The organism is Burkholderia cenocepacia (genome assembly GCF_900446215.1).
Lineage (GTDB): Bacteria > Pseudomonadota > Gammaproteobacteria > Burkholderiales > Burkholderiaceae > Burkholderia > Burkholderia cenocepacia.
The window spans coordinates 191820-208727 of sequence record NZ_UAQZ01000015.1 but is presented as its reverse complement, the minus strand read 5'-3'; the positions used below and the strand labels follow the sequence as shown (position 1 = coordinate 208727).

General features: G+C 66.1%; 17 protein-coding genes and 1 tRNA gene. 6 read left to right on the top strand and 12 right to left on the bottom strand.

The annotated features are described in order from the left end of the window. Nucleotides 1-331 precede the first annotated feature (331 nt). Nucleotides 332-1267: an RNA polymerase sigma factor RpoH gene (rpoH, locus tag DTA15_RS30680; RefSeq protein ID WP_006483735.1), complete on the bottom strand. Its 936-nt coding sequence runs from the start codon at nt 1265-1267 to the stop codon at nt 332-334. Nucleotides 1268-1627: 360 nt separating this feature from the next. Between rpoH and pagL the strand changes: the two genes are divergently transcribed. Further along, on the top strand, nt 1628-2197 hold the full coding sequence (gene pagL, locus DTA15_RS30670; RefSeq protein ID WP_006483740.1) for a lipid A 3-O-deacylase PagL: 570 nt from the start codon (nt 1628-1630) through the stop codon (nt 2195-2197). A gap of 45 nt (nt 2198-2242) precedes the next feature. Continuing rightward, nucleotides 2243-2626, top strand: coding sequence for a nuclear transport factor 2 family protein (locus tag DTA15_RS30665; RefSeq protein WP_006483747.1), 384 nt, complete (start codon nt 2243-2245; stop codon nt 2624-2626). 143 nt (nt 2627-2769) lie between these two features. Here DTA15_RS30665 and leuA read toward each other — a convergent pair whose 3' ends face one another. Together leuA and ybiB are read right to left on the bottom strand one after the other, a co-directional pair. After that, nucleotides 2770-4416, bottom strand: coding sequence for a 2-isopropylmalate synthase (leuA, locus tag DTA15_RS30660; protein ID WP_006483729.1), 1647 nt, complete (start codon nt 4414-4416; stop codon nt 2770-2772). A gap of 368 nt (nt 4417-4784) precedes the next feature. After that, on the bottom strand, nt 4785-5759 hold the full coding sequence (ybiB, locus tag DTA15_RS30655) for a DNA-binding protein YbiB (protein ID WP_006483732.1): 975 nt from the start codon (nt 5757-5759) through the stop codon (nt 4785-4787). Between the two features lie 179 nt (nt 5760-5938). Between ybiB and maiA the strand changes: the two genes are divergently transcribed. Beyond that, a complete protein-coding gene (maiA, locus tag DTA15_RS30650; RefSeq protein ID WP_006499022.1) occupies nt 5939-6583 on the top strand; it encodes a maleylacetoacetate isomerase in 645 nt (214 codons plus the stop codon). A gap of 85 nt (nt 6584-6668) precedes the next feature. Here maiA and ftsY read toward each other — a convergent pair whose 3' ends face one another. Beyond that, on the bottom strand, nt 6669-7829 hold the full coding sequence (ftsY, locus tag DTA15_RS30645; protein ID WP_006483736.1) for a signal recognition particle-docking protein FtsY: 1161 nt from the start codon (nt 7827-7829) through the stop codon (nt 6669-6671). A gap of 216 nt (nt 7830-8045) precedes the next feature. Between ftsY and rsmD the strand changes: the two genes are divergently transcribed. The 3 genes from rsmD to DTA15_RS30630 all read left to right on the top strand — a co-directional run bounded on the left by rsmD (nt 8046) and on the right by DTA15_RS30630 (nt 9595). Further along, complete coding sequence (gene rsmD, locus DTA15_RS30640; protein WP_006483748.1) at nt 8046-8660, top strand: 16S rRNA (guanine(966)-N(2))-methyltransferase RsmD; 615 nt, start codon at nt 8046-8048, stop codon at nt 8658-8660. A gap of 111 nt (nt 8661-8771) precedes the next feature. Next, entirely contained in the window at nt 8772-9269 is a 498-nt protein-coding gene (coaD, locus tag DTA15_RS30635) for a pantetheine-phosphate adenylyltransferase (protein ID WP_006477773.1), read from the top strand. A gap of 59 nt (nt 9270-9328) precedes the next feature. Beyond that, nucleotides 9329-9595 carry a YfhL family 4Fe-4S dicluster ferredoxin gene (locus DTA15_RS30630; RefSeq protein WP_006483745.1) on the top strand — a complete coding sequence of 89 codons (267 nt, stop codon included), beginning with the start codon at nt 9329-9331 and terminating at the stop codon, nt 9593-9595. Nucleotides 9596-9672: 77 nt separating this feature from the next. Here the strand turns inward: DTA15_RS30630 and hisC are convergent, their stop codons facing one another. The 8 genes from hisC to DTA15_RS30585 all read right to left on the bottom strand — a co-directional run bounded on the left by hisC (nt 9673) and on the right by DTA15_RS30585 (nt 16835). Continuing rightward, a complete protein-coding gene (gene hisC, locus DTA15_RS30625) occupies nt 9673-10740 on the bottom strand; it encodes a histidinol-phosphate transaminase (RefSeq protein ID WP_006483731.1) in 1068 nt (355 codons plus the stop codon). 116 nt (nt 10741-10856) lie between these two features. Next, a complete protein-coding gene (pth, locus tag DTA15_RS30620; protein ID WP_006477776.1) occupies nt 10857-11456 on the bottom strand; it encodes an aminoacyl-tRNA hydrolase in 600 nt (199 codons plus the stop codon). Nucleotides 11457-11576: 120 nt separating this feature from the next. Further along, nucleotides 11577-12182 (bottom strand): 50S ribosomal protein L25/general stress protein Ctc, encoded by a 606-nt coding sequence (locus tag DTA15_RS30610; protein WP_006483734.1) that lies wholly within the window; start codon nt 12180-12182, stop codon nt 11577-11579. Nucleotides 12183-12343: 161 nt separating this feature from the next. After that, nucleotides 12344-13306, bottom strand: a complete 963-nt coding sequence (locus tag DTA15_RS30605) for a ribose-phosphate pyrophosphokinase (RefSeq protein ID WP_006483739.1) — start codon at nt 13304-13306, stop codon at nt 12344-12346. Nucleotides 13307-13350: 44 nt separating this feature from the next. Then, nucleotides 13351-13427 (bottom strand) — tRNA-Gln (locus tag DTA15_RS30600). 55 nt (nt 13428-13482) lie between these two features. Next, nucleotides 13483-14364 carry a 4-(cytidine 5'-diphospho)-2-C-methyl-D-erythritol kinase gene (gene ispE, locus DTA15_RS30595; protein WP_006483733.1) on the bottom strand — a complete coding sequence of 294 codons (882 nt, stop codon included), beginning with the start codon at nt 14362-14364 and terminating at the stop codon, nt 13483-13485. Between the two features lie 27 nt (nt 14365-14391). After that, nucleotides 14392-15012 carry a lipoprotein insertase outer membrane protein LolB gene (gene lolB, locus DTA15_RS30590; RefSeq protein ID WP_020979425.1) on the bottom strand — a complete coding sequence of 207 codons (621 nt, stop codon included), beginning with the start codon at nt 15010-15012 and terminating at the stop codon, nt 14392-14394. Beyond that, entirely contained in the window at nt 15012-16835 is a 1824-nt protein-coding gene (locus DTA15_RS30585; protein WP_006483151.1) for a tetratricopeptide repeat protein, read from the bottom strand. The genes lolB and DTA15_RS30585 overlap by 1 nt, the downstream gene beginning before the upstream one ends. Nucleotides 16836-16908: the final 73 nt, after the last annotated feature.

The window sequence follows — 16908 nt, the reverse complement described above, 5'->3', positions numbered from 1 at the left end:
GGCGACTTTACGTCGGATTGGTGACGGCCGTGAAGCTGTTTTAATCCTTTTGCGCCTGACATGCCAATTTTAAAAGGACGGCTTTCCGCTGCCGAGTGCTGCGCTGCGGCAGACCGTCGCGAAGCGTGGGGTAAAAATTGAGGTGGATCAAGGTTATGTGGAAGGGCGCTGCAAATGACGCAATATCCGATGAATCAGGTCAATTAATCGGCGTAGAAACGGCGTGTGAAACGCGTTGAAAAGCGGGGGAAAAGCAGCGGAAAAACGGACGAAAAAAAACCGCTGCCGGTCAGGCAGCGGTTTTCGACGAAGCGCTCTAAATTGCCGCGATTTACGCGTATTCGGCGAGCGCCGTGCGCATCTTTTTCATCGCGCTCGCTTCGATCTGGCGGATGCGTTCCGCCGACACGCCGAACTCGGCGGCGAGATCGTGCAGCGTCGAGCCGCCCGAGCCGTCGTCGTCGACGTGCAGCCAGCGCGCCTCGATGATGCGGCGGCTGCGTGCATCGAGCGCGTCGAGCGCCTGCGCGATGCCGTCCGTCTGCAGCATGTCGCGCTGACGCGCGGCGAGCACGGCGGTCGGCTCGTTGTGCGAGTCGGCCAGGTAGGCGATCGGCGCGTACGACTCCTCGCCGTCTTCCACCTGGCCTTCGAGCGCGATGTCGCCGCCCGACAGGCGCGTTTCCATCTCGGTGACTTCCTCGCGCTTGACGTTGAGCTCCTGCGCGAGGCCGTCGATTTCCTCGGGCGTCATCGCCTGCATGCTCTTCTTGTGGCTGCGCAGGTTGAAGAACAGCTTGCGCTGCGCCTTCGTCGTCGCGACCTTCACCATGCGCCAGTTGCGCAGGATGTACTCGTGGATCTCGGCCTTGATCCAGTGAATCGCATACGACACCAGGCGCACGTTTTGCGCCGGGTCGAATCGCTTCACGGCTTTCATCAGGCCGATGTTGCCTTCCTGGATCAGGTCGCCGTGCGGCAGGCCGTAGCCGAGATAGTTGCGCGCGATCGACACGACGAGACGCAGGTGCGACAGCACGAGACGGCGCGCCGCGTCGAGGTTGTTGTCGTCGCGGAATTCGGTTGCGTAGCGGCGTTCCTCCTCGGCGGTCAGCAGCGGGATGCGGTTGACGGCCTGGATGTACGCGTCGATGTTGCCGAGCTGGCCGGGCAACATCGATTGGGCTGCGAGCGCCAGCGAGCCTGCCGATTCGGCCTTGGCCGGCGTCGGGCTCAGGGTGTTCGGGAGGGTCAGGGCGTTGCTCACTAAAAACTCCTTTGGAATCAGGGACAAACCCCCGGTCTCGAATGAGATTCCGTGGATCATCTTAGCACTCCCGCAAGGTGAGTGCTAATTCCTTAGAGCGGGCGGGGGCATCGGAGTTCCCCATTTTTCTATCGAACCAGTCGAGCCGATAGTCTATTCTGCGACCAGGGTGGCGCCACGAAGTTCCGTAAGCCGTTGTTTCTGATGGGAATCAGTAGACGATTTCGATTTTTGTCGTTTTGGAAGGAAGCCATTTCGTTTCGTGATGCCGATCCGAAAAGTCCTTTACCATACCATTCAGTTCGCTCGGGCCCGGCCGTTGCGGCAGGCTCCATTCAACCCACAAAGTTGGAGTGTCAGATGAACAATAAGAAGAATCGCCGGCCCCGCAGCCGGCTGGTGCTGCATGCGATGCTGGCAGCGTCTCTTCTGGGCGGATCGGGTGCGGCTTTCGCGGATCGCTGGGGGATCCAGGCGGGCGGCGGGTTTTCGGATCGTCACGGGGTCGACAAGGCCGATATCGGCGTGGTGTGGGATCCGGGCTGGAACTGGTGGGAAGTCGGCGGCTGGCACTTCGCGTTCGTCGTCGAAGGGCATGCCGGCTACTGGCACACGGGCGGCAACGTCCACAGCAGCATCGGCGAGTTCGGCGTGACGCCGATGTTCCGCTTCATCAAGAGCAGCGGGCAGATTCGCCCGTTCATCGAGGCGGGCGGCGGCGTCCGGCTCCTGACGCACCCGACGATCTCGGACAATTTCTCGCTGTCGACCGCGTTCCAGTTCGCGCCGACGGGCGGCGTGGGCGTGCAGTTCGGCCAACGGCAACAGTATCAGGTCGGCTACCGTTTTGAACATGTGTCTAACGCGGGTATCAAAGAGCCGAATCCTGGTATAAATTTCCACCAGTTCTACCTGCAGTACAACTTCTGATCCGTACGCCCGTGCAAGGCGGGCGCGTTGCCGAGGAGTCAGGCGATGGCGAAGGTGGTCGATGCGATCCGCGCGCTCGAGCGCGACCGGTTCCGGGCGATGGTGGACGGCGACGGCGAGGCGCTCGACGCGCTGTTGTCGGACAAGGTGTTTTTCGTCCATACCAACGGCAAACGCGAAACCAAGCAGCAGTTCATCGACGCCATCGTCGCCGGCCGCCGCCGCTATCGCCAGATCGAAATCCAGTCGCAGGACGTGCTGCCGGTCGGCGACGAGACCTGCGTCGTGACCGGGCGCGCGTTGATCGAGATGGAAACCAACAACGGCGGCCTCGTGTTCCCGATTGCCTATACGTCCGTCCACACGCACGACCACGGTCGCTGGAGCCTGTTCGCGTGGCAGGCGACGCGGTGCGCGACCGAGGCGTGAGCGCGGGTAACGCGCTTTTTCATGTCCCGACCGAAGCGGCCTTCTGAGCCGCTTTTTGTTGCCGCGTGCGGCGCGGATCGCGCGTCGCACGGGCGGTCACGCCCCGCTCGCTGACGTTTCAACCCTGCATCGAAGCCCCGCGTTCAGGCCGCTGCGCGGCGATCCGCGCAGTGCCATGCCGAGCGGTTGATCGCGCTGACGACCGCATCGAGCGCCGCACTCGCCGCATCGGCGTGCACGCCGACACCGTGCCGCAGCGGCGCGTCGCCGACCCGGCAGCCGACCGATACCGCGACCCGGCCGTCCGCCGTGCGCGTGGATTCGCACGACGCGATGTCGATCGTGGCGCCGGCGGCGCTCGCGAATGCCGCGGCGAAACGTCGCACGGCGTCGTCGGGCGTCGCGTCGGCGGCGGGCGCCAGCGCGATCTCGCGGTTTTGCCAGCGCGCGCCGCTGCCGTGGCGCGCGGCCGGGCCGTCCGTCTCGAAGAATTCGCGCGCGAACAGCGCGCAGATCGTGTCGCCCGTCACTTCCTCGCCCGATGCGTCGGCGAGCGTCTGCACCGCATGGCTGAACTCGATCTGGACGCGGCGCGTCGGCGTGAAGCCCATCCCGCGTTCGAGCAGGAAGGTCACGCCGCCCTTGCCGGACTGGCTGTTCACGCGGATCACCGCGTCATAGCTGCGGCCGAGATCCGCGGGGTCGATCGGCAGGTACGGCACTTCCCAGATCGCATCGGGGTGCTGCTGCGCGAAGCCCTTGCGGATCGCGTCCTGGTGCGAGCCGGAAAACGCGGTGAACACGAGGTCGCCCGCGTACGGATGGCGCGGATGCACGGGAATCTGGTTGCAGCGTTCGACGACGCGGCGCACGGCGTCGATGTCGGAGAAGTCGAGGCCCGGGTCGATGCCTTGCGTGTAGAGGTTCAGCGCGAGCGTGACGAGATCGACGTTGCCGGTGCGCTCGCCGTTGCCGAACAGGCAGCCTTCGATGCGGTCGGCGCCCGCGAGCAGCGCGAGTTCGGCCGCCGCGACCGCGGTGCCGCGATCGTTGTGCGGATGCACGGACAGCACGATGCTGTCGCGATACGCGAGGTTGCGGTCCATCCATTCGATCTGGTCGGCGAACACGTTCGGGGTTGCGGCCTCGACGGTGGCCGGCAGGTTGACGATCATCTTGTGGTCGCGGGTCGGGCGCCACGTCTGCGCGACCGCGTCGCAGATCTCGCGCGCGAACGTCAGCTCGGTCATGCTGAAGGTTTCCGGCGAGTACTGGAAGGTCCAGTGCGTCTCCGGGCGCGCGGCCGCGTGTGCCTTGATGATGCGCGTGCCGTCGATCGCGAGCGCCTTCACGTCGTTCTTCGACATGCCGAACACGATGCGGCGGAACGACGGGCAGACCGCGTTGTACAGGTGCACGATCGCGCGCGGCACGCCTTCGAGCGCATCGAACGTACGGGCGATCAGGTCTTCGCGCGACTGCACGAGCACCTCGATCGTCACGTCGTCGGGAATCCGCTTGTCGTCGATCAGCTTGCGGACGAAATCGAAGTCGGTTTGCGACGCCGACGGAAAACCGACTTCGATCTCCTTGAACCCGATGGCGACCAGCATTTCGAAGAACTCGAGCTTCTGCTCGATGCTCATCGGCTCGATCAGCGACTGGTTGCCGTCGCGCAGGTCGGTGCTCATCCACACGGGCGCACGCTCGATGGTGCGGGCCGGCCAGCGGCGGCCATTGAGGCGAACGGGCTCGAACGGACGGTACTTGTCTTGCGGATTGCGCATCATCTTCTGGACCTCGGGTCTCAAGTCGCGAGCGAAGACGGGGCGGCATGGGCGACGGTTGGCGCTGCCTCGCATCCCGGCGCACGATGGCGCCGCGGATGCGGATGATCTTCGCGAATCGGCCGACGGATAGACGGACGAAGGCTGACGACTTCGGGTTGTAAAAACTGCGAGAGGGGTACTGCGAGAAACTGCTGGGAGGACCGTGCGAACAGCACACGGCGCTACGACAGCCTTAGGCTAGTCGTAGCGATAGCGGCCGCGCTAGGCGGCCGGAGGTAATTCGGAGGGTGTTCGGAAAGGAACGCATGACGGCCACTCTATGCCAGGATGCGCTCGCGTGTCAAATGTCGGGATAAAGGGGCAGGTCGTCAGCGCGCGATGCGGGCGACCTGCACGATCGTCGCGACCTGGCGCGCCACGGTGTCGGGCACCGGCACCTCGCCGCGCAGCACGGCGTCCGTCCACGCGGCCGTGGTCGCCGCATCGCGCGACTCGGGCAGCGCGACGGGCGGTGCGTCGGTCGACGAACGCTCGGCCTCGATCAGCGTGTCGCACACGCCGTCATGCAGCCAGTCGACCTGCACCTGGCGCCGCGTGTCGGCCACCGCTTCGCCTTCGGTGCCGCGCGCGAGCAGCGCGCCGCCGAGCGCGGCGTCCGGATGATCGCGGAACAACTGCGCGAGGCTGTCACGGTACGGCGGGTGCGTGTAGTTGACGAGCCGCAGCCCGGCCGGCGCGAACGGCTGCAGGATCTTCACGAGCGTATGCGTCGAGTTGCGCACGCCGAGCACGCTGCGCATCGACAGCAGGTGCGCGATGCGCGGCGCCAGCACGTCGATCGGCGCGAACGCGACGCGGCGTTCGGCGAGCGTGTCCTCGATCGCATCGTGCGACGTCGACGGCGGGAGCGACAGCGCCGAGAAGATCTCGGCGCTCGTCACGCGGCCCGGATCCTGCTCGACCCCATGCACGAGCACCGGCACGCCTTCGCGCGCGAGCAGCAGCGCGAGCAGCGGCACGAGGTTCGGTTGCTTGCGCGCGCCGTTGTAGCTCGGAATCGACACCGGGCGGAACGCGGCGTCCTGCACGTGCACCGGCTCGAACGACGCCTGCGCGGCGGCGAGCATCGCGGCCAGTTCGTCGGCGGATTCGCCCTTCAGCCGATAGGCGATCAGGATCGCGCCGAGTTCGACGTCCGACACGCGCGCATCGAGCATCGCGCGATAGAGCGTGAACGTGTCCTCGGCGGACAGGGCGCGCGCGCCGTGCGGGCCGCGGCCGATTTCCTTGATGAAGCGGGCGCAAGGGAACGGAGCGGCGGCGGGATCGTGGGAAGCGGTCATCGGAACGTGGGGCGGGCGGCCGGCATCGGGCCGCGCGGTGAGCGGTGAGGAATGTCCCGAGTATCGCACGGGCGCGGGCGCGCATCGTGCCGCGCTACACTCTGGTTCCCGGCGGCGCGCGCACCGGCTGCGCCGCGCCCGTGCCGCTGCCGACCGAATACGACTACGAGAGACATCCCATGAAGCTCTACAGCTATTTCCGCAGTTCCGCGTCGTACCGCGTGCGGATCGCCCTGAACCTCAAGCAGTTGCCGTTCGACTATGCGCCCGTGCACATGCTGCGCGATGGCGGCGAGCAACTGAAGGACGCGTACCGCGCGCTGAATCCGGATGCGGTCGTGCCGACGCTGATCGATGGCGACGCGACGCTGCAGCAGTCGCTCGCGATCATCGAATATCTCGACGAAACCCATCCCGAGCCCGCGCTCCTGCCGAAGCAGCCGGTCGATCGTGCGTACGTGCGCGCGGTCGCGCTGCAGATCGCGTGCGAAATCCACCCGCTCAACAACCTGCGCGTGCTCAAGTACCTGAAGCACACGCTGAAGGTGCCCGAGGACGCAAAGAACGCGTGGTACCGGCACTGGATCGAGGCGGGCTTCGAAACGCTCGAGGCGCGTCTCGCGAACGACCCGCGCACCGGCAAGCTGTGCTTCGGCGACACGCCGACGCTCGCCGACGTGTGCCTCGTGCCGCAGGTGTTCAACGCGAACCGCTTCTCGATCGACACGACGCGCTTCCCGACGATCCAGCGGATCGTCGACCATGCGGCGACGATCGACGCGTTCAAGGCCGCCGAGCCGGGCGCGCAGCCCGACGCGGAATGAGCGCGGCGCGCCCGTGGCGAGCATGATCGGGCGCGCATGAAAAAGGGCGCCCGAAGGCGCCCCGTGCGATGCAGGCCGGCGGCGTTCAGCCGAGCAGCGCGTCCGCGAATTCCACCGCGCTGAACGGCTGCAGGTCCTCGACCTTCTCGCCGACGCCGATGAAGTAGACGGGCACCGGCCGTTGCCGCGCGATCGCGGCGAGAATCCCGCCCTTCGCGGTGCCGTCGAGCTTCGTGACGATCAGGCCGGTCAGGCCCAGCGCGTCGTCGAAGGCCTTCACCTGCGTGAGCGCGTTCTGGCCGGTGTTCGCGTCGATCACCAGCAGCACTTCGTGCGGCGCGCCGTCGTGCGCCTTCGCGATCACGCGCTTCACCTTCTTCAGCTCCTCCATCAGATGCAGCTGCGTCGGCAGGCGGCCGGCCGTGTCGGCCATCATCACGTCGATCTTGCGCGCGCGCGCGGCGCTGACCGCGTCGAAGATCACCGCGGCCGGATCGCCGCTCTCCTGCTGCACGACCGTCACGTTGTTGCGCTCGCCCCAGACCGCCAGCTGTTCGCGCGCGGCCGCGCGGAACGTGTCGCCGGCAGCCAGCAGCACCGACTGGTCGAAGCTCTGCAGGTGCTTCGCGAGCTTGCCGATGCTGGTCGTCTTGCCTGCGCCGTTCACGCCGGTGATCATCATCACGAGCGGCTGCGCGCGGCCGAGCATCAGCGATTTCTCGAGCGGCGTCAGCAGCTCGACGAGCAGGTCGTGCAGCGCAGCCTTCACCTGCTGCGGATCGGTCAGCCGGCCCGCGCGCACCTTTTCGCGCAGCGCGCCGAGCAGGTATTCGGTCGCGTCGACGCCCGCGTCGGACATCAGCAGCGCGGTTTCGAGCTCCTCGTACAGATCCTCGTCGATCTTCGTGTTGACGAAGACGCCGGTGATGCTCGAGCCCGTCTTCGCGAGCCCCGTCTTCAGGCGCGCGAGCCACGACTTCTTCGCGGACGCGTCCTGCAGCGGCGGCGGCACGATCTCGACCGTCTCGACGACTTCGTCGCGGCCGTCGTTGGTCGGCGTGACGGTCATCACGACGGCCGGCGCAGCCGGTTGCGCGGGCGCTGGCGGCACGCTGGCCGCGGGCGGCGCGTCGAGCACGGGCGCGTCGGCGTCGGACGCTTCGTCCGCTTGCTGCGCGTCGGCCGATTGCGATTCCGCCGGATCGGGCTCCTGCGTTTTCTTGAATCGTTTGAAGAAACTGAACATGGTCTGACGTCGGGAAGAGGGCGGGCCGCCGCCGGGAGCGGGGCGCCGGACGGGCCGTTCTGCGTTCGCGCGGGCGCGGCGCACGGCGGCCGAAACCGTGCATTTTATCAGTGCGGCGTGGCGCTCGCGTCAGTGCGCGTCGCCGCTGTGGTAACGTGCGCCTGTTTGGCGGCGCGCCCCTGCGCGTGCCCGGTCCCTCCGTTGTCGATATCCCGTATGTCCCGTTCCTCTTCCGGCCGCCCCGCGGCCTCTCCCGGCCGCGGCAAGCCGCACACGATCCGCATCATCGGCGGCGACTGGAAACGCACGCCGCTCGCGGTGCTCGATCTCGACGGCTTGCGCCCGACCCCCGATCGCGTGCGCGAGACGCTGTTCAACTGGCTCGGCCAGGATCTCGAAGGCCGCCGCTGCCTCGACCTGTTCGCGGGCACCGGCGCGCTCGGCTTCGAGGCCGCGTCGCGCGGCGCGGCGAGCGTCGTGATGGTCGAGCGTCATCCGCGCGCCGCGCAGCAGTTGCGGGCGATCAAGGACAAGCTCGGCGCCCGTTCGGTCGAGATCGCCGAAGCCGATGCGCTGCGGCTCGCGGCCGGCCTGACGCCGGGCGCGTTCGACGTCGTGTTCCTCGATCCGCCGTTCGACGACCTGGCCGCGCTCGAGCGTGCGATCGCGCTGTCGGCGCCGCTCGTCGCGGCGGGTGGCGCGTTGTACGTCGAAACGGGGGCGGAACTCGATCCGGCCGCGCACGACGCGCTCGCAGGCTGGCAGGTGGTGAAGCACGGCAAGGCCGGTGCGGTTCACTATCATTTGCTGCGGCGCGAAAATGATGAATAATGCGCGTTCCATACGAGGCGGCGCGCCGCAAAGGCGACGCATGCCCATCTCGGCAGCGGCGCGTGCATCGCACGGCTGCCATCCCGTTTGCGTGATGACAGGAGGAGCGACATGGTAGTCGCCGTGTATCCCGGTACGTTCGATCCGCTGACGCGCGGGCACGAAGACCTCGTGCGGCGTGCGTCGAGCATTTTTGATACGCTGGTGGTGGGCGTTGCCGACAGCCGCGCGAAAAAGCCGTTTTTCTCGCTCGAGGAACGTCTGACGATTGCGAACGAGGTGCTCGGCCATTACCCGAACGTGAAGGTGATGAGTTTCACCGGCCTCCTGAAGGATTTCGTCCGCGTGAACAATGCGCGCGTGATCGTGCGCGGGCTGCGCGCGGTGTCCGATTTCGAATATGAGTTCCAGATGGCGGGGATGAACCGCTATCTGCTGCCCGACGTCGAGACGATGTTCATGACGCCGTCCGACCAGTACCAGTTCATCTCGGGGACGATCGTGCGCGAAATCGCGCAATTGGGCGGCGATGTCAGCAAATTCGTGTTTCCGTCCGTCGAGAAATGGCTGACCGAGAAGGTCACCGCGATGGGAGGCCCTGCCGCGTGATGCGGCGCCGGCCGGTTTCGTTGCGAAGCCGGCCGCCGGCCTGAAGAAGTGAGATCAGTATGGCTTTGATGATTACCGACGAGTGCATCAATTGCGACGTGTGCGAGCCCGAGTGCCCGAACGGCGCGATTTCGATGGGCCCGGACATCTACGTGATCGACCCGAACAAGTGCACCGAGTGCGTCGGCCATTTCGACGAACCGCAGTGCCAGCAGGTGTGTCCGGTCGAATGCATTCCGCGCGATCCGCAGCATGACGAATCGCATGCGCAATTGATGGAGAAGTACCACACGCTGATCGCCGTGAAGGGCGGCGACGCGTCGTGATCCGGCGCTGACGCGCGCTTGAGTGGCGCGCGCGTCGCGCTTTCAGCCCGGCGCCATTCGGCGCCGGTTCTTCCGTATCAGGCCAGCAGCTCGCGCAACGCCGCGACGAGCGCGTCGCATTCGGCATCGGTGCCGACGGTGATGCGCAGATGCTGGTCGATCCGCGGCAGCCGGAAGTGCCGCACGAAAATTTCCCGTTCCTTCAGCTTCGCCGCGATCGCGCCCGCATCGTGCGCGGGATGGCGCGCGAACACGAAATTCGCGGCCGACGGCACGATCTCGAAGCCGAGTGCGTCGAGCGCCTGCGTGAGCCGCGCCCGGCTGTCGATCACGCGCCGGCAGGTGGCGTTGAAATAGTCGGTGTCTTCGTACGCGGCCTGCGCGGCGACCTGCGCGAGCCGGTCGAGCGGATACGAGTTGAAGCTGTCCTTTACGCGGTTCAACGCGTCGATCAGCGCCGCATCGCCGAACGCGAAGCCGACGCGCATGCCCGCGAGCGAGCGCGCCTTCGACGTCGTATGCACGACGAGCAGATTCGGATGGCGATCGATCAGCGTAATGGCCGACTGCGCGCCGAAATCGACGTACGCTTCGTCGATCACGACGACCGACGACGGATTCGCGGCCGCGATCCGCTCGACGTCCGCGAGCGGCAGCGCGCGCCCGGTCGGTGCATTCGGGTTTGGAAACAGCACGCCGCCGGCGTCGTCGAGATAGTCGTCGACACGGATCGAGAAATCGTCCGCGAGCGGCACGACCGTGGTCTCGACGCCGTACAGGCGCGCGTAGGTCGGATAGAAGCTGTACGTGATGTCGGGGAAGCGCAGCGGCCGGTCGTGCTTGAGCAGCGCCTGGAACGTGTGCGCGAGCACCTCGTCGGAGCCGTTGCCGACGAACACCTGTTCGGGCTTGATGCGGTGATGGGCCGCGACCGTCTCGCGCAGCGCGCGCGCGACCGGGTCCGGATAGCGGCGCAGCGTGTCGCCGGTGTCGCCGAGTTCGCGGGCGATCGCCGCGACGACGCGCGGCGACGGCGGATAGGGATTCTCGTTGGTGTTCAGCTTGACGGGGTGCGCAAGCGCGGGCTGTTCGCCCGGCACGTAAGGCACGAGTTGCTGAACGACGTCGCTCCAGTAACGGCTCACCGCTTGGCTCCTGTCGGGCAAAACGTCGAGATTACCGCATGTGCGCGTCGCGGTGGGGCGGACGAGGCCGCCCGGTTGCGCCGGACGGCCGATGCACCAGGCGGGTGCGACGGGCGTCAGTTGCGATGCAGCTGCATCGTCGCGCGGTCGAGTTCGCCCTTGACGACCATCGGCATCACGGCGAGCGCGCGTTCGATCGATGCGTCGATCACGTCCTGCTCCTCGCGGCGCGGCGGCTTCAGCACGAAGTTCGCGACGTCGGGCTTCGCGCCGGCGCGCGCGCTTTCCGGAATCAGGTCGCGCGGATGGCCGATGCCGATCCGCAGCCGCCAGTATTGCTGCGACGACAGGTGCGCGGTGATGTCCTTGAGGCCGTTGTGGCCGCCGCTGCCGCCGCCGAGCTTCAGCTTCACGGTGCCGGGCGGCAGGTCGAGCTCGTCGTGCGCGACGAGGATCTGGTCGGGCAGGATCTTGAAGAATTGCGCGAGCGCGACGACCGACTGGCCGGAGCGGTTCATGTAGGTCTGCGGCTCGAGCAGATGGACTTCCTCGCCATGCAGGCGCGCTTTCGCATAGAAGCCGTGGAAGCGGCGTTCGTCGCGCAGCGTCGTGCCGGCTTCGCGGGCGAGCTGGTCGATCAGCCAGAAGCCGGCGTTGTGGCGCGTCGCGGTATATTCCGCCCCGGGATTGCCGAGGCCGACGATCAGTTTGATCATGACGTTTCGAAGGCGGCAACGGCCGCCTGGGCGCAGAAAAAGAAAAACCCGCCGGGCAAGCCGCGGCGGGTTGCGTCGACCGTTTCGTGAAACGGATCGAGGGGGCGCGTACGCAGCCGCTTAGGCAGCCGGCGTTTCGCCTTCTGCTGCGTCCGACACGGCGCCAGCCGGGACCGTCGCCGAGGCGACAACCGGGTTTTCCGCGTCGACGTGCGCGACCAGCGTCACGCCCTTCGGCAGTGCGATGTCCTTCGCGTGCAGCGACTGACCGGCTTCGATCTTCGACAGGTCGACTTCGAGGAACTCCGGCAGGGCAGCCGGCAGGCACTCGACTTCGATTTCCGTCGCGACGTGCGAAACGATCGCGCTCGACAGCTTCACGGCCGGGCTGACTTCAGCGTTCAGGAAGTGCAGCGGCACCTTCGTGTGCAGCTTCTTCTTCGCGTCGACGCGCTGGAAGTCCACGTGCAGCACCAGTTGCTTGAACGGGTGGTATTGCACGTCGCGCAGCAGAACCTGTTGCGACTGGCCGGCCACTTCGAGGTCGAGGATCGACGAGTGGAAAGCTTCCTTCTTCAGGGCGTGCCACAGGGCGTTGTGATCGAGTTCGATCTTTTGCGGGGCTGCTTCGCCACCGTAAACGATACCCGTGGTCTTACCGGCGTTGCGCAGGCGGCGGCTCGCACCCGTACCTTGCTGTTGGCGCTCGAAAGCGACGACTTTCATGTGATTCTCCAATGGCTGCCCGCGACCAGGCAGTAAAACGGGGCCATCAACTGGTGGCCCCCGATGAAACGGCCGGGGTTTCGTCTATCCCGTCCGATTGTGCAAAAAGCGAAGCGTCGCCGCTTCGCTTTCTGCGCATGCTTTGTTCAGTCGATTCGCGATCAGGATTCCGCGAACAGCGACATCACCGAATCGCCGCGGCGAATCCGCGAGAACGTTTCGGCCAGCAGGCTCGCGCTCGTCAGCGAGCGGATCTTCGAGCAGGCCAGCGATTCGGCCGACAGCGGAATCGTATCGGTGACGACGAGCTCGTCGAGTGCCGACGCGGCGATGCGATCGGCGGCGCCGCCGGACAGCACCGGATGCGTCGCGTACGCGAACACCTGCTTCGCACCGCGGTCCTTCAGCACTTGCGCGGCCTTGCACAGCGTGCCGGCCGTATCGACCATGTCGTCCATGATCACGCAGGTGCGGCCTTCGACTTCACCGATGATGTTCATCACTTCGGCGACGTTCGCCTTCGGACGACGCTTGTCGATGATCGCGAGATCGCAGTTGAGCTGCTTCGCGAGTGCACGGGCACGCACGACGCCGCCGACGTCCGGCGACACGACGAGCAGATCCGAGTAGTTCTGCTTGCGCAGGTCGCCCAGCAGGATCGGCGTGGCGTAGATGTTGTCGACCGGGATGTCGAAGAAGCCTTGAATCTGGTCGGCGTGCAGATCCATCGTGATGATCCGCTCGACGCCGGCGATTTCCAGCATGTTCGCGATGACCTTCGCCGAGATCGCGACGCGCGCCGAACGCGGGCGGCGATCCTGACGGGCATAGCCGAAGTAGGGGATGGCAGCAGTGATCCGGCCAGCGGATGCGCGCTTGAGCGCATCGACCATGATCATCAGTTCCATCAGGTTGTCGTTCGTCGGTGCGCACGTGGATTGCAGGACGAAGACGTCCTTGCCGCGCACGTTTTCCTGGATCTCGACCTGGATCTCGCCGTCGGAGAAACGGCTGACCATTGCTTTGCCGAGGGGGATACCAAGGATATTGACGACTTCCTGGGCGAGCGCGGGATTCGCGTTGCCAGTAAAGACCATCAGGCCATCATGGCTGTGGCTGCTCATCGTGCACCTGCTTCAGGCTTGGGCGGGAAATGCGGGAAAATTTTTGGCAGGGGAGGAAGGACTCGAACCCTCGCATGCCGGAATCAAAATCCGGTGCCTTGACCAACTTGGCGACTCCCCTACACTTAACTGATAACTTCACCGAACTCGTGTAGGCCGTTCGGCAAAGTAAAACTTCATGACGCGAAAGTGAAGAGCGGATGCTCGTTCAGACTCTCGGCAACTGCGCCATTCCAACTGGCGGGCAGTTTGGCTTTCGCCGCTTCTGCCTCGTGCTTGCTGTGAAACGCTGCAAACACGCTTGCTCCGGAGCCGGTCATCCTCGCGGGGGTCACATCATACAACCATTTGACCACCTGCGCAACTTCCGCGTACTTCCTTGTTACAACTTCCTGCATATCGTTCCGGCCGAAGCTATCTGGCCATCCCGCATCGCTGGTTTGCTGTGCAAGAAAGTCAGCAATTGTGACGGGCTTCGTATCTCTTGTCAACAACTCATCTGAAAATATTTCAGCGGTCGGGACATGAACGCGTGGCGTCACAACCAAGAACCAGCGAGTCGGCAATTGTACCTCAGCTAATTCTTCTCCGATACCCTCTGCGAACGCATTTTTTCCAAAAATAAAAAACGGCACGTCGGCGCCGAGTTTGACCGCGAGCGATTGAAGTTCGGCGCGCGGCAAATCGAGTTGCCACAGGCGGTTCAGCGCGAGCAGCGTCGTCGCCGCGTCGGAGCTGCCGCCGCCGAGGCCGGCGCCCATCGGCAGGATCTTGTCGATCTCGATGTCGACGCCGTGCGCGGTGCCCGTATGCGTTTTCAGCAGGTTGGCCGCGCGCACGACGAGGTCGCTTTCCTCGGGCACGCCGGGCACGTCGGTGACGCGTGCGACGCGGCCGTCGTCGCGCAGCGTGAAGTGCAGCGTGTCGCCCCAGTTCAGCAGCTGGAATACGCTCTGCAGATCGTGATAGCCGTTCGGACGACGGCCGGTGATGTGCAGGAACAGGTTGAGTTTCGCGGGCGCCAGACAGTTGCGCAGCGAGCGGGTCGAATCGGTCATGCGGGTATCGGGGCTAGGCGCGCGTGCTCACTGATCGAGCACGAGCTTGATGTCGAGCGGCGGCGTCGCGCGCACGAGGTTGACGCGTTTGACGCCCGTGGCCGGGGCATCCGCGTAGGCAAGGTAGTCGATCGTCCAGCCGTCCTGACGGATCTGCTTGACGCGCGTGCCGTCGGCCGGGTCGCGCACGGTTTCCGCCGGCGTCGCGGGGGCAACGGTCGGCAGCAGCCAGTAGCGCAGGCCCGCGAGCGGCAGCTCGAAGCCGAGCGTTTTCTGCATCAGGTCGCCGACGTCGGGCGCATATTGGGTCGGACGGTTCGGCAATTCGAGCGACGCCGCGCGCGGCGTCGATTTCACGACCGCGAGCGTCTGGCCGAGCGGGCTGCGCAGCTCGAGCGACACGTCGTCGCCGTGCTCCTGCCAGTCGAAGTTGCCGTACACGTTCTGCGGGTTGCCGAGCCGATCGTCGTACCGCACCGCGAAGCGGCCATGGTACGCATGCGTCGCGGCCGTCTGCAGTGCGGCGCCCGTCGACGTGCCGGCCGGCGGCGGCGTGCTCGCGCAGCCGGCGAGCGCGAGCGCCGCGCCGGCCGCGGCCAGCGTGCGCTGCGTGCGGAAGGACAGGGAAAACATCGGGAACATCCGCATCAGAGGCCGTTGATCTGCAGGCGTTTCAGCGTCTGCACGAGCGTTTCATTGTCGGGCTCGAGCTTCTGCGCGGCGCGCCACGCGTTGCGCGCGTCGTCCTGCGCGCCGCTCTTCCACAGCACTTCGCCGAGATGCGCGCCGATTTCGGCGTTCGGCTGCAATTCGTACGCGCGTTGCAGCACTTTCGTCGCGCCGGCCGTGTCGCCCATCCGGTACTTCACCCAGCCGAGGCTGTCCATGATGTACGCGTCGTTCGGCGCGAGCGCCATCGCCTTGTCGATCAGCTTGCTGGCCTCGGGCAGGCGCTGGTTGCGATCGGCGAGCGAATAGCCGAGCGCGTTGTAGGCCTGCGGGTTGTCGGGCTGCGTGCGGATCAGTTCGCGCAACTGCTTTTCCATCGTCGCGTAGTGGCCGGTCTTTTCGGCCGCCATCGCGTAGTCGTAGCGCAGGTCGGGATCGTCCGGGAAGTCCTGGACGGCCTGCCCGAGCCGCGCCTCCGCTTCCGGATAGCGCTTCGCGGTGAACAGGATCGACGCATCGGTGCGCGCCACCACGGCCGCGTCGCGCGGATCCGTGATCGGCAGGTTGTCGAGCACCTTGCGCGCCTCGTCGGTCTTGCCCTGTTTCTGCAGCAGCTGTGCGCGCGTGATCTGCGCGGGCAGGTAGTGCTGGCTCGTCTGGTCGACCTTGTCGAGCCATTGCGACGCCTGCGCGTCGTTGTTCTGGTCGATCGCGATCTGCGCGAGGTAGATGTAGCCTTGGCCGACGTCGAGGTTCGGCTGCTTGTCGCCGAGCTGGACGTACTGCTTCAGGTAGCCGGTCGCCTCGTCGAGTTTCTTCTGCTGGATCTTGATCAGCGCGAGCGCCATCAGCGGCGTCGGATCCTTCGAGTCGAGCTTGCGCATCGTCTCGAACTGCTTCTGCGCGTCATCGAGGCGGTCGTCGGCGAGATAGAGCTGCGACAGTGCGAGCCGCGCGTCGCGGGACTTCGGATTCTGCTGAACATATTTCTCGAACGACGCGATGCCCGCCGCGCGTTCCGCCGGCCCCATCTGCGACAGCATCAGCGCCGCCGGCAGGTAGTCGGGGCGGATCTGCAGCGCCTGCTTCAGCGATTGCGCGGCGCCGTCCTTGTCGTCGACCGCGAGCTGCTGCCGCGCGATCGCGAGCTGCGCCTCGGGGCGATTCATGTCGTTCTTCAGCATGTCCTTCAGCACCGCGAGGCCGCCGACGCGGTCGGGGCCGCGTACCAGCAGCGCCTGCAGTGCGAGGATCGCCGGACCGCGCGTGTCGCCGGTCGCGCGGGCCAGCTCGCGCGCGAGCATCGGCTGCGCATCGGCCGGCTTGCCGGCGAGCACCAGCAGCGCGGCGTCGACCTGCGATGCCCGGTTCGAATCCGGTGCGTACTGGCGCCACAGATTCGCGGCGGACAGCGCGTCGGCCGGGCTCTGCGCGCCGAGCGCGATTTCGGTCGCGCGCTGCGCCATGCGCGGGTCGCGCGTGTCGCGGGCCAGCGCGAGGTAGGTCTGGTAGGCCGGCGCCGGCTGGTTGCGCTGAAGCGCGACCTCGGCGGCGAGCACCTGATAGACGATCTGGCTCGTCAGCGGCACAGCGGGGAGATTTTTCTGCTCGTCCGGCATCACATGCTCGAACGCACCCTGCGGCTCCGCGTCGTCCGAGGCCGGATCCTGCGCGTGGGCCGGAAAGGCGGTGAGGGTCCAGGCGGCAAACAGCGCGGCACCGAGTGCACGGCGGACCGGGAAGGCGCGCGCGCCGCGCACGGCGGCGGGGCGCTTCTGAAGCAGCTTCGAGGGCAGGGTCATGGAAATCCGTTCGATGTTTCAACCGATTGTAACGCGCTCGCTACAATACACGCACGATCGTGATAGGGTCCGT

Coding starts and splice junctions, on each gene's coding strand:
- pagL (WP_006483740.1), top strand. CDS start 1,628: ATGAACAATAAGAAGAATCGCCGGCCCCGCAGCCGGCTGGTGCTGCAT.
- DTA15_RS30665 (WP_006483747.1), top strand. CDS start 2,243: ATGGCGAAGGTGGTCGATGCGATCCGCGCGCTCGAGCGCGACCGGTTC.
- leuA (WP_006483729.1), bottom strand. CDS start 4,416: ATGATGCGCAATCCGCAAGACAAGTACCGTCCGTTCGAGCCCGTTCGC.
- ybiB (WP_006483732.1), bottom strand. CDS start 5,759: ATGACCGCTTCCCACGATCCCGCCGCCGCTCCGTTCCCTTGCGCCCGC.
- maiA (WP_006499022.1), top strand. CDS start 5,939: ATGAAGCTCTACAGCTATTTCCGCAGTTCCGCGTCGTACCGCGTGCGG.
- ftsY (WP_006483736.1), bottom strand. CDS start 7,829: ATGTTCAGTTTCTTCAAACGATTCAAGAAAACGCAGGAGCCCGATCCG.
- rsmD (WP_006483748.1), top strand. CDS start 8,046: ATGTCCCGTTCCTCTTCCGGCCGCCCCGCGGCCTCTCCCGGCCGCGGC.
- coaD (WP_006477773.1), top strand. CDS start 8,772: ATGGTAGTCGCCGTGTATCCCGGTACGTTCGATCCGCTGACGCGCGGG.
- DTA15_RS30630 (WP_006483745.1), top strand. CDS start 9,329: ATGGCTTTGATGATTACCGACGAGTGCATCAATTGCGACGTGTGCGAG.
- pth (WP_006477776.1), bottom strand. CDS start 11,456: ATGATCAAACTGATCGTCGGCCTCGGCAATCCCGGGGCGGAATATACC.
- DTA15_RS30610 (WP_006483734.1), bottom strand. CDS start 12,182: ATGAAAGTCGTCGCTTTCGAGCGCCAACAGCAAGGTACGGGTGCGAGC.
- DTA15_RS30605 (WP_006483739.1), bottom strand. CDS start 13,306: ATGAGCAGCCACAGCCATGATGGCCTGATGGTCTTTACTGGCAACGCG.
- ispE (WP_006483733.1), bottom strand. CDS start 14,364: ATGACCGATTCGACCCGCTCGCTGCGCAACTGTCTGGCGCCCGCGAAA.
- lolB (WP_020979425.1), bottom strand. CDS start 15,012: ATGCGGATGTTCCCGATGTTTTCCCTGTCCTTCCGCACGCAGCGCACG.
- DTA15_RS30585 (WP_006483151.1), bottom strand. CDS start 16,835: ATGACCCTGCCCTCGAAGCTGCTTCAGAAGCGCCCCGCCGCCGTGCGC.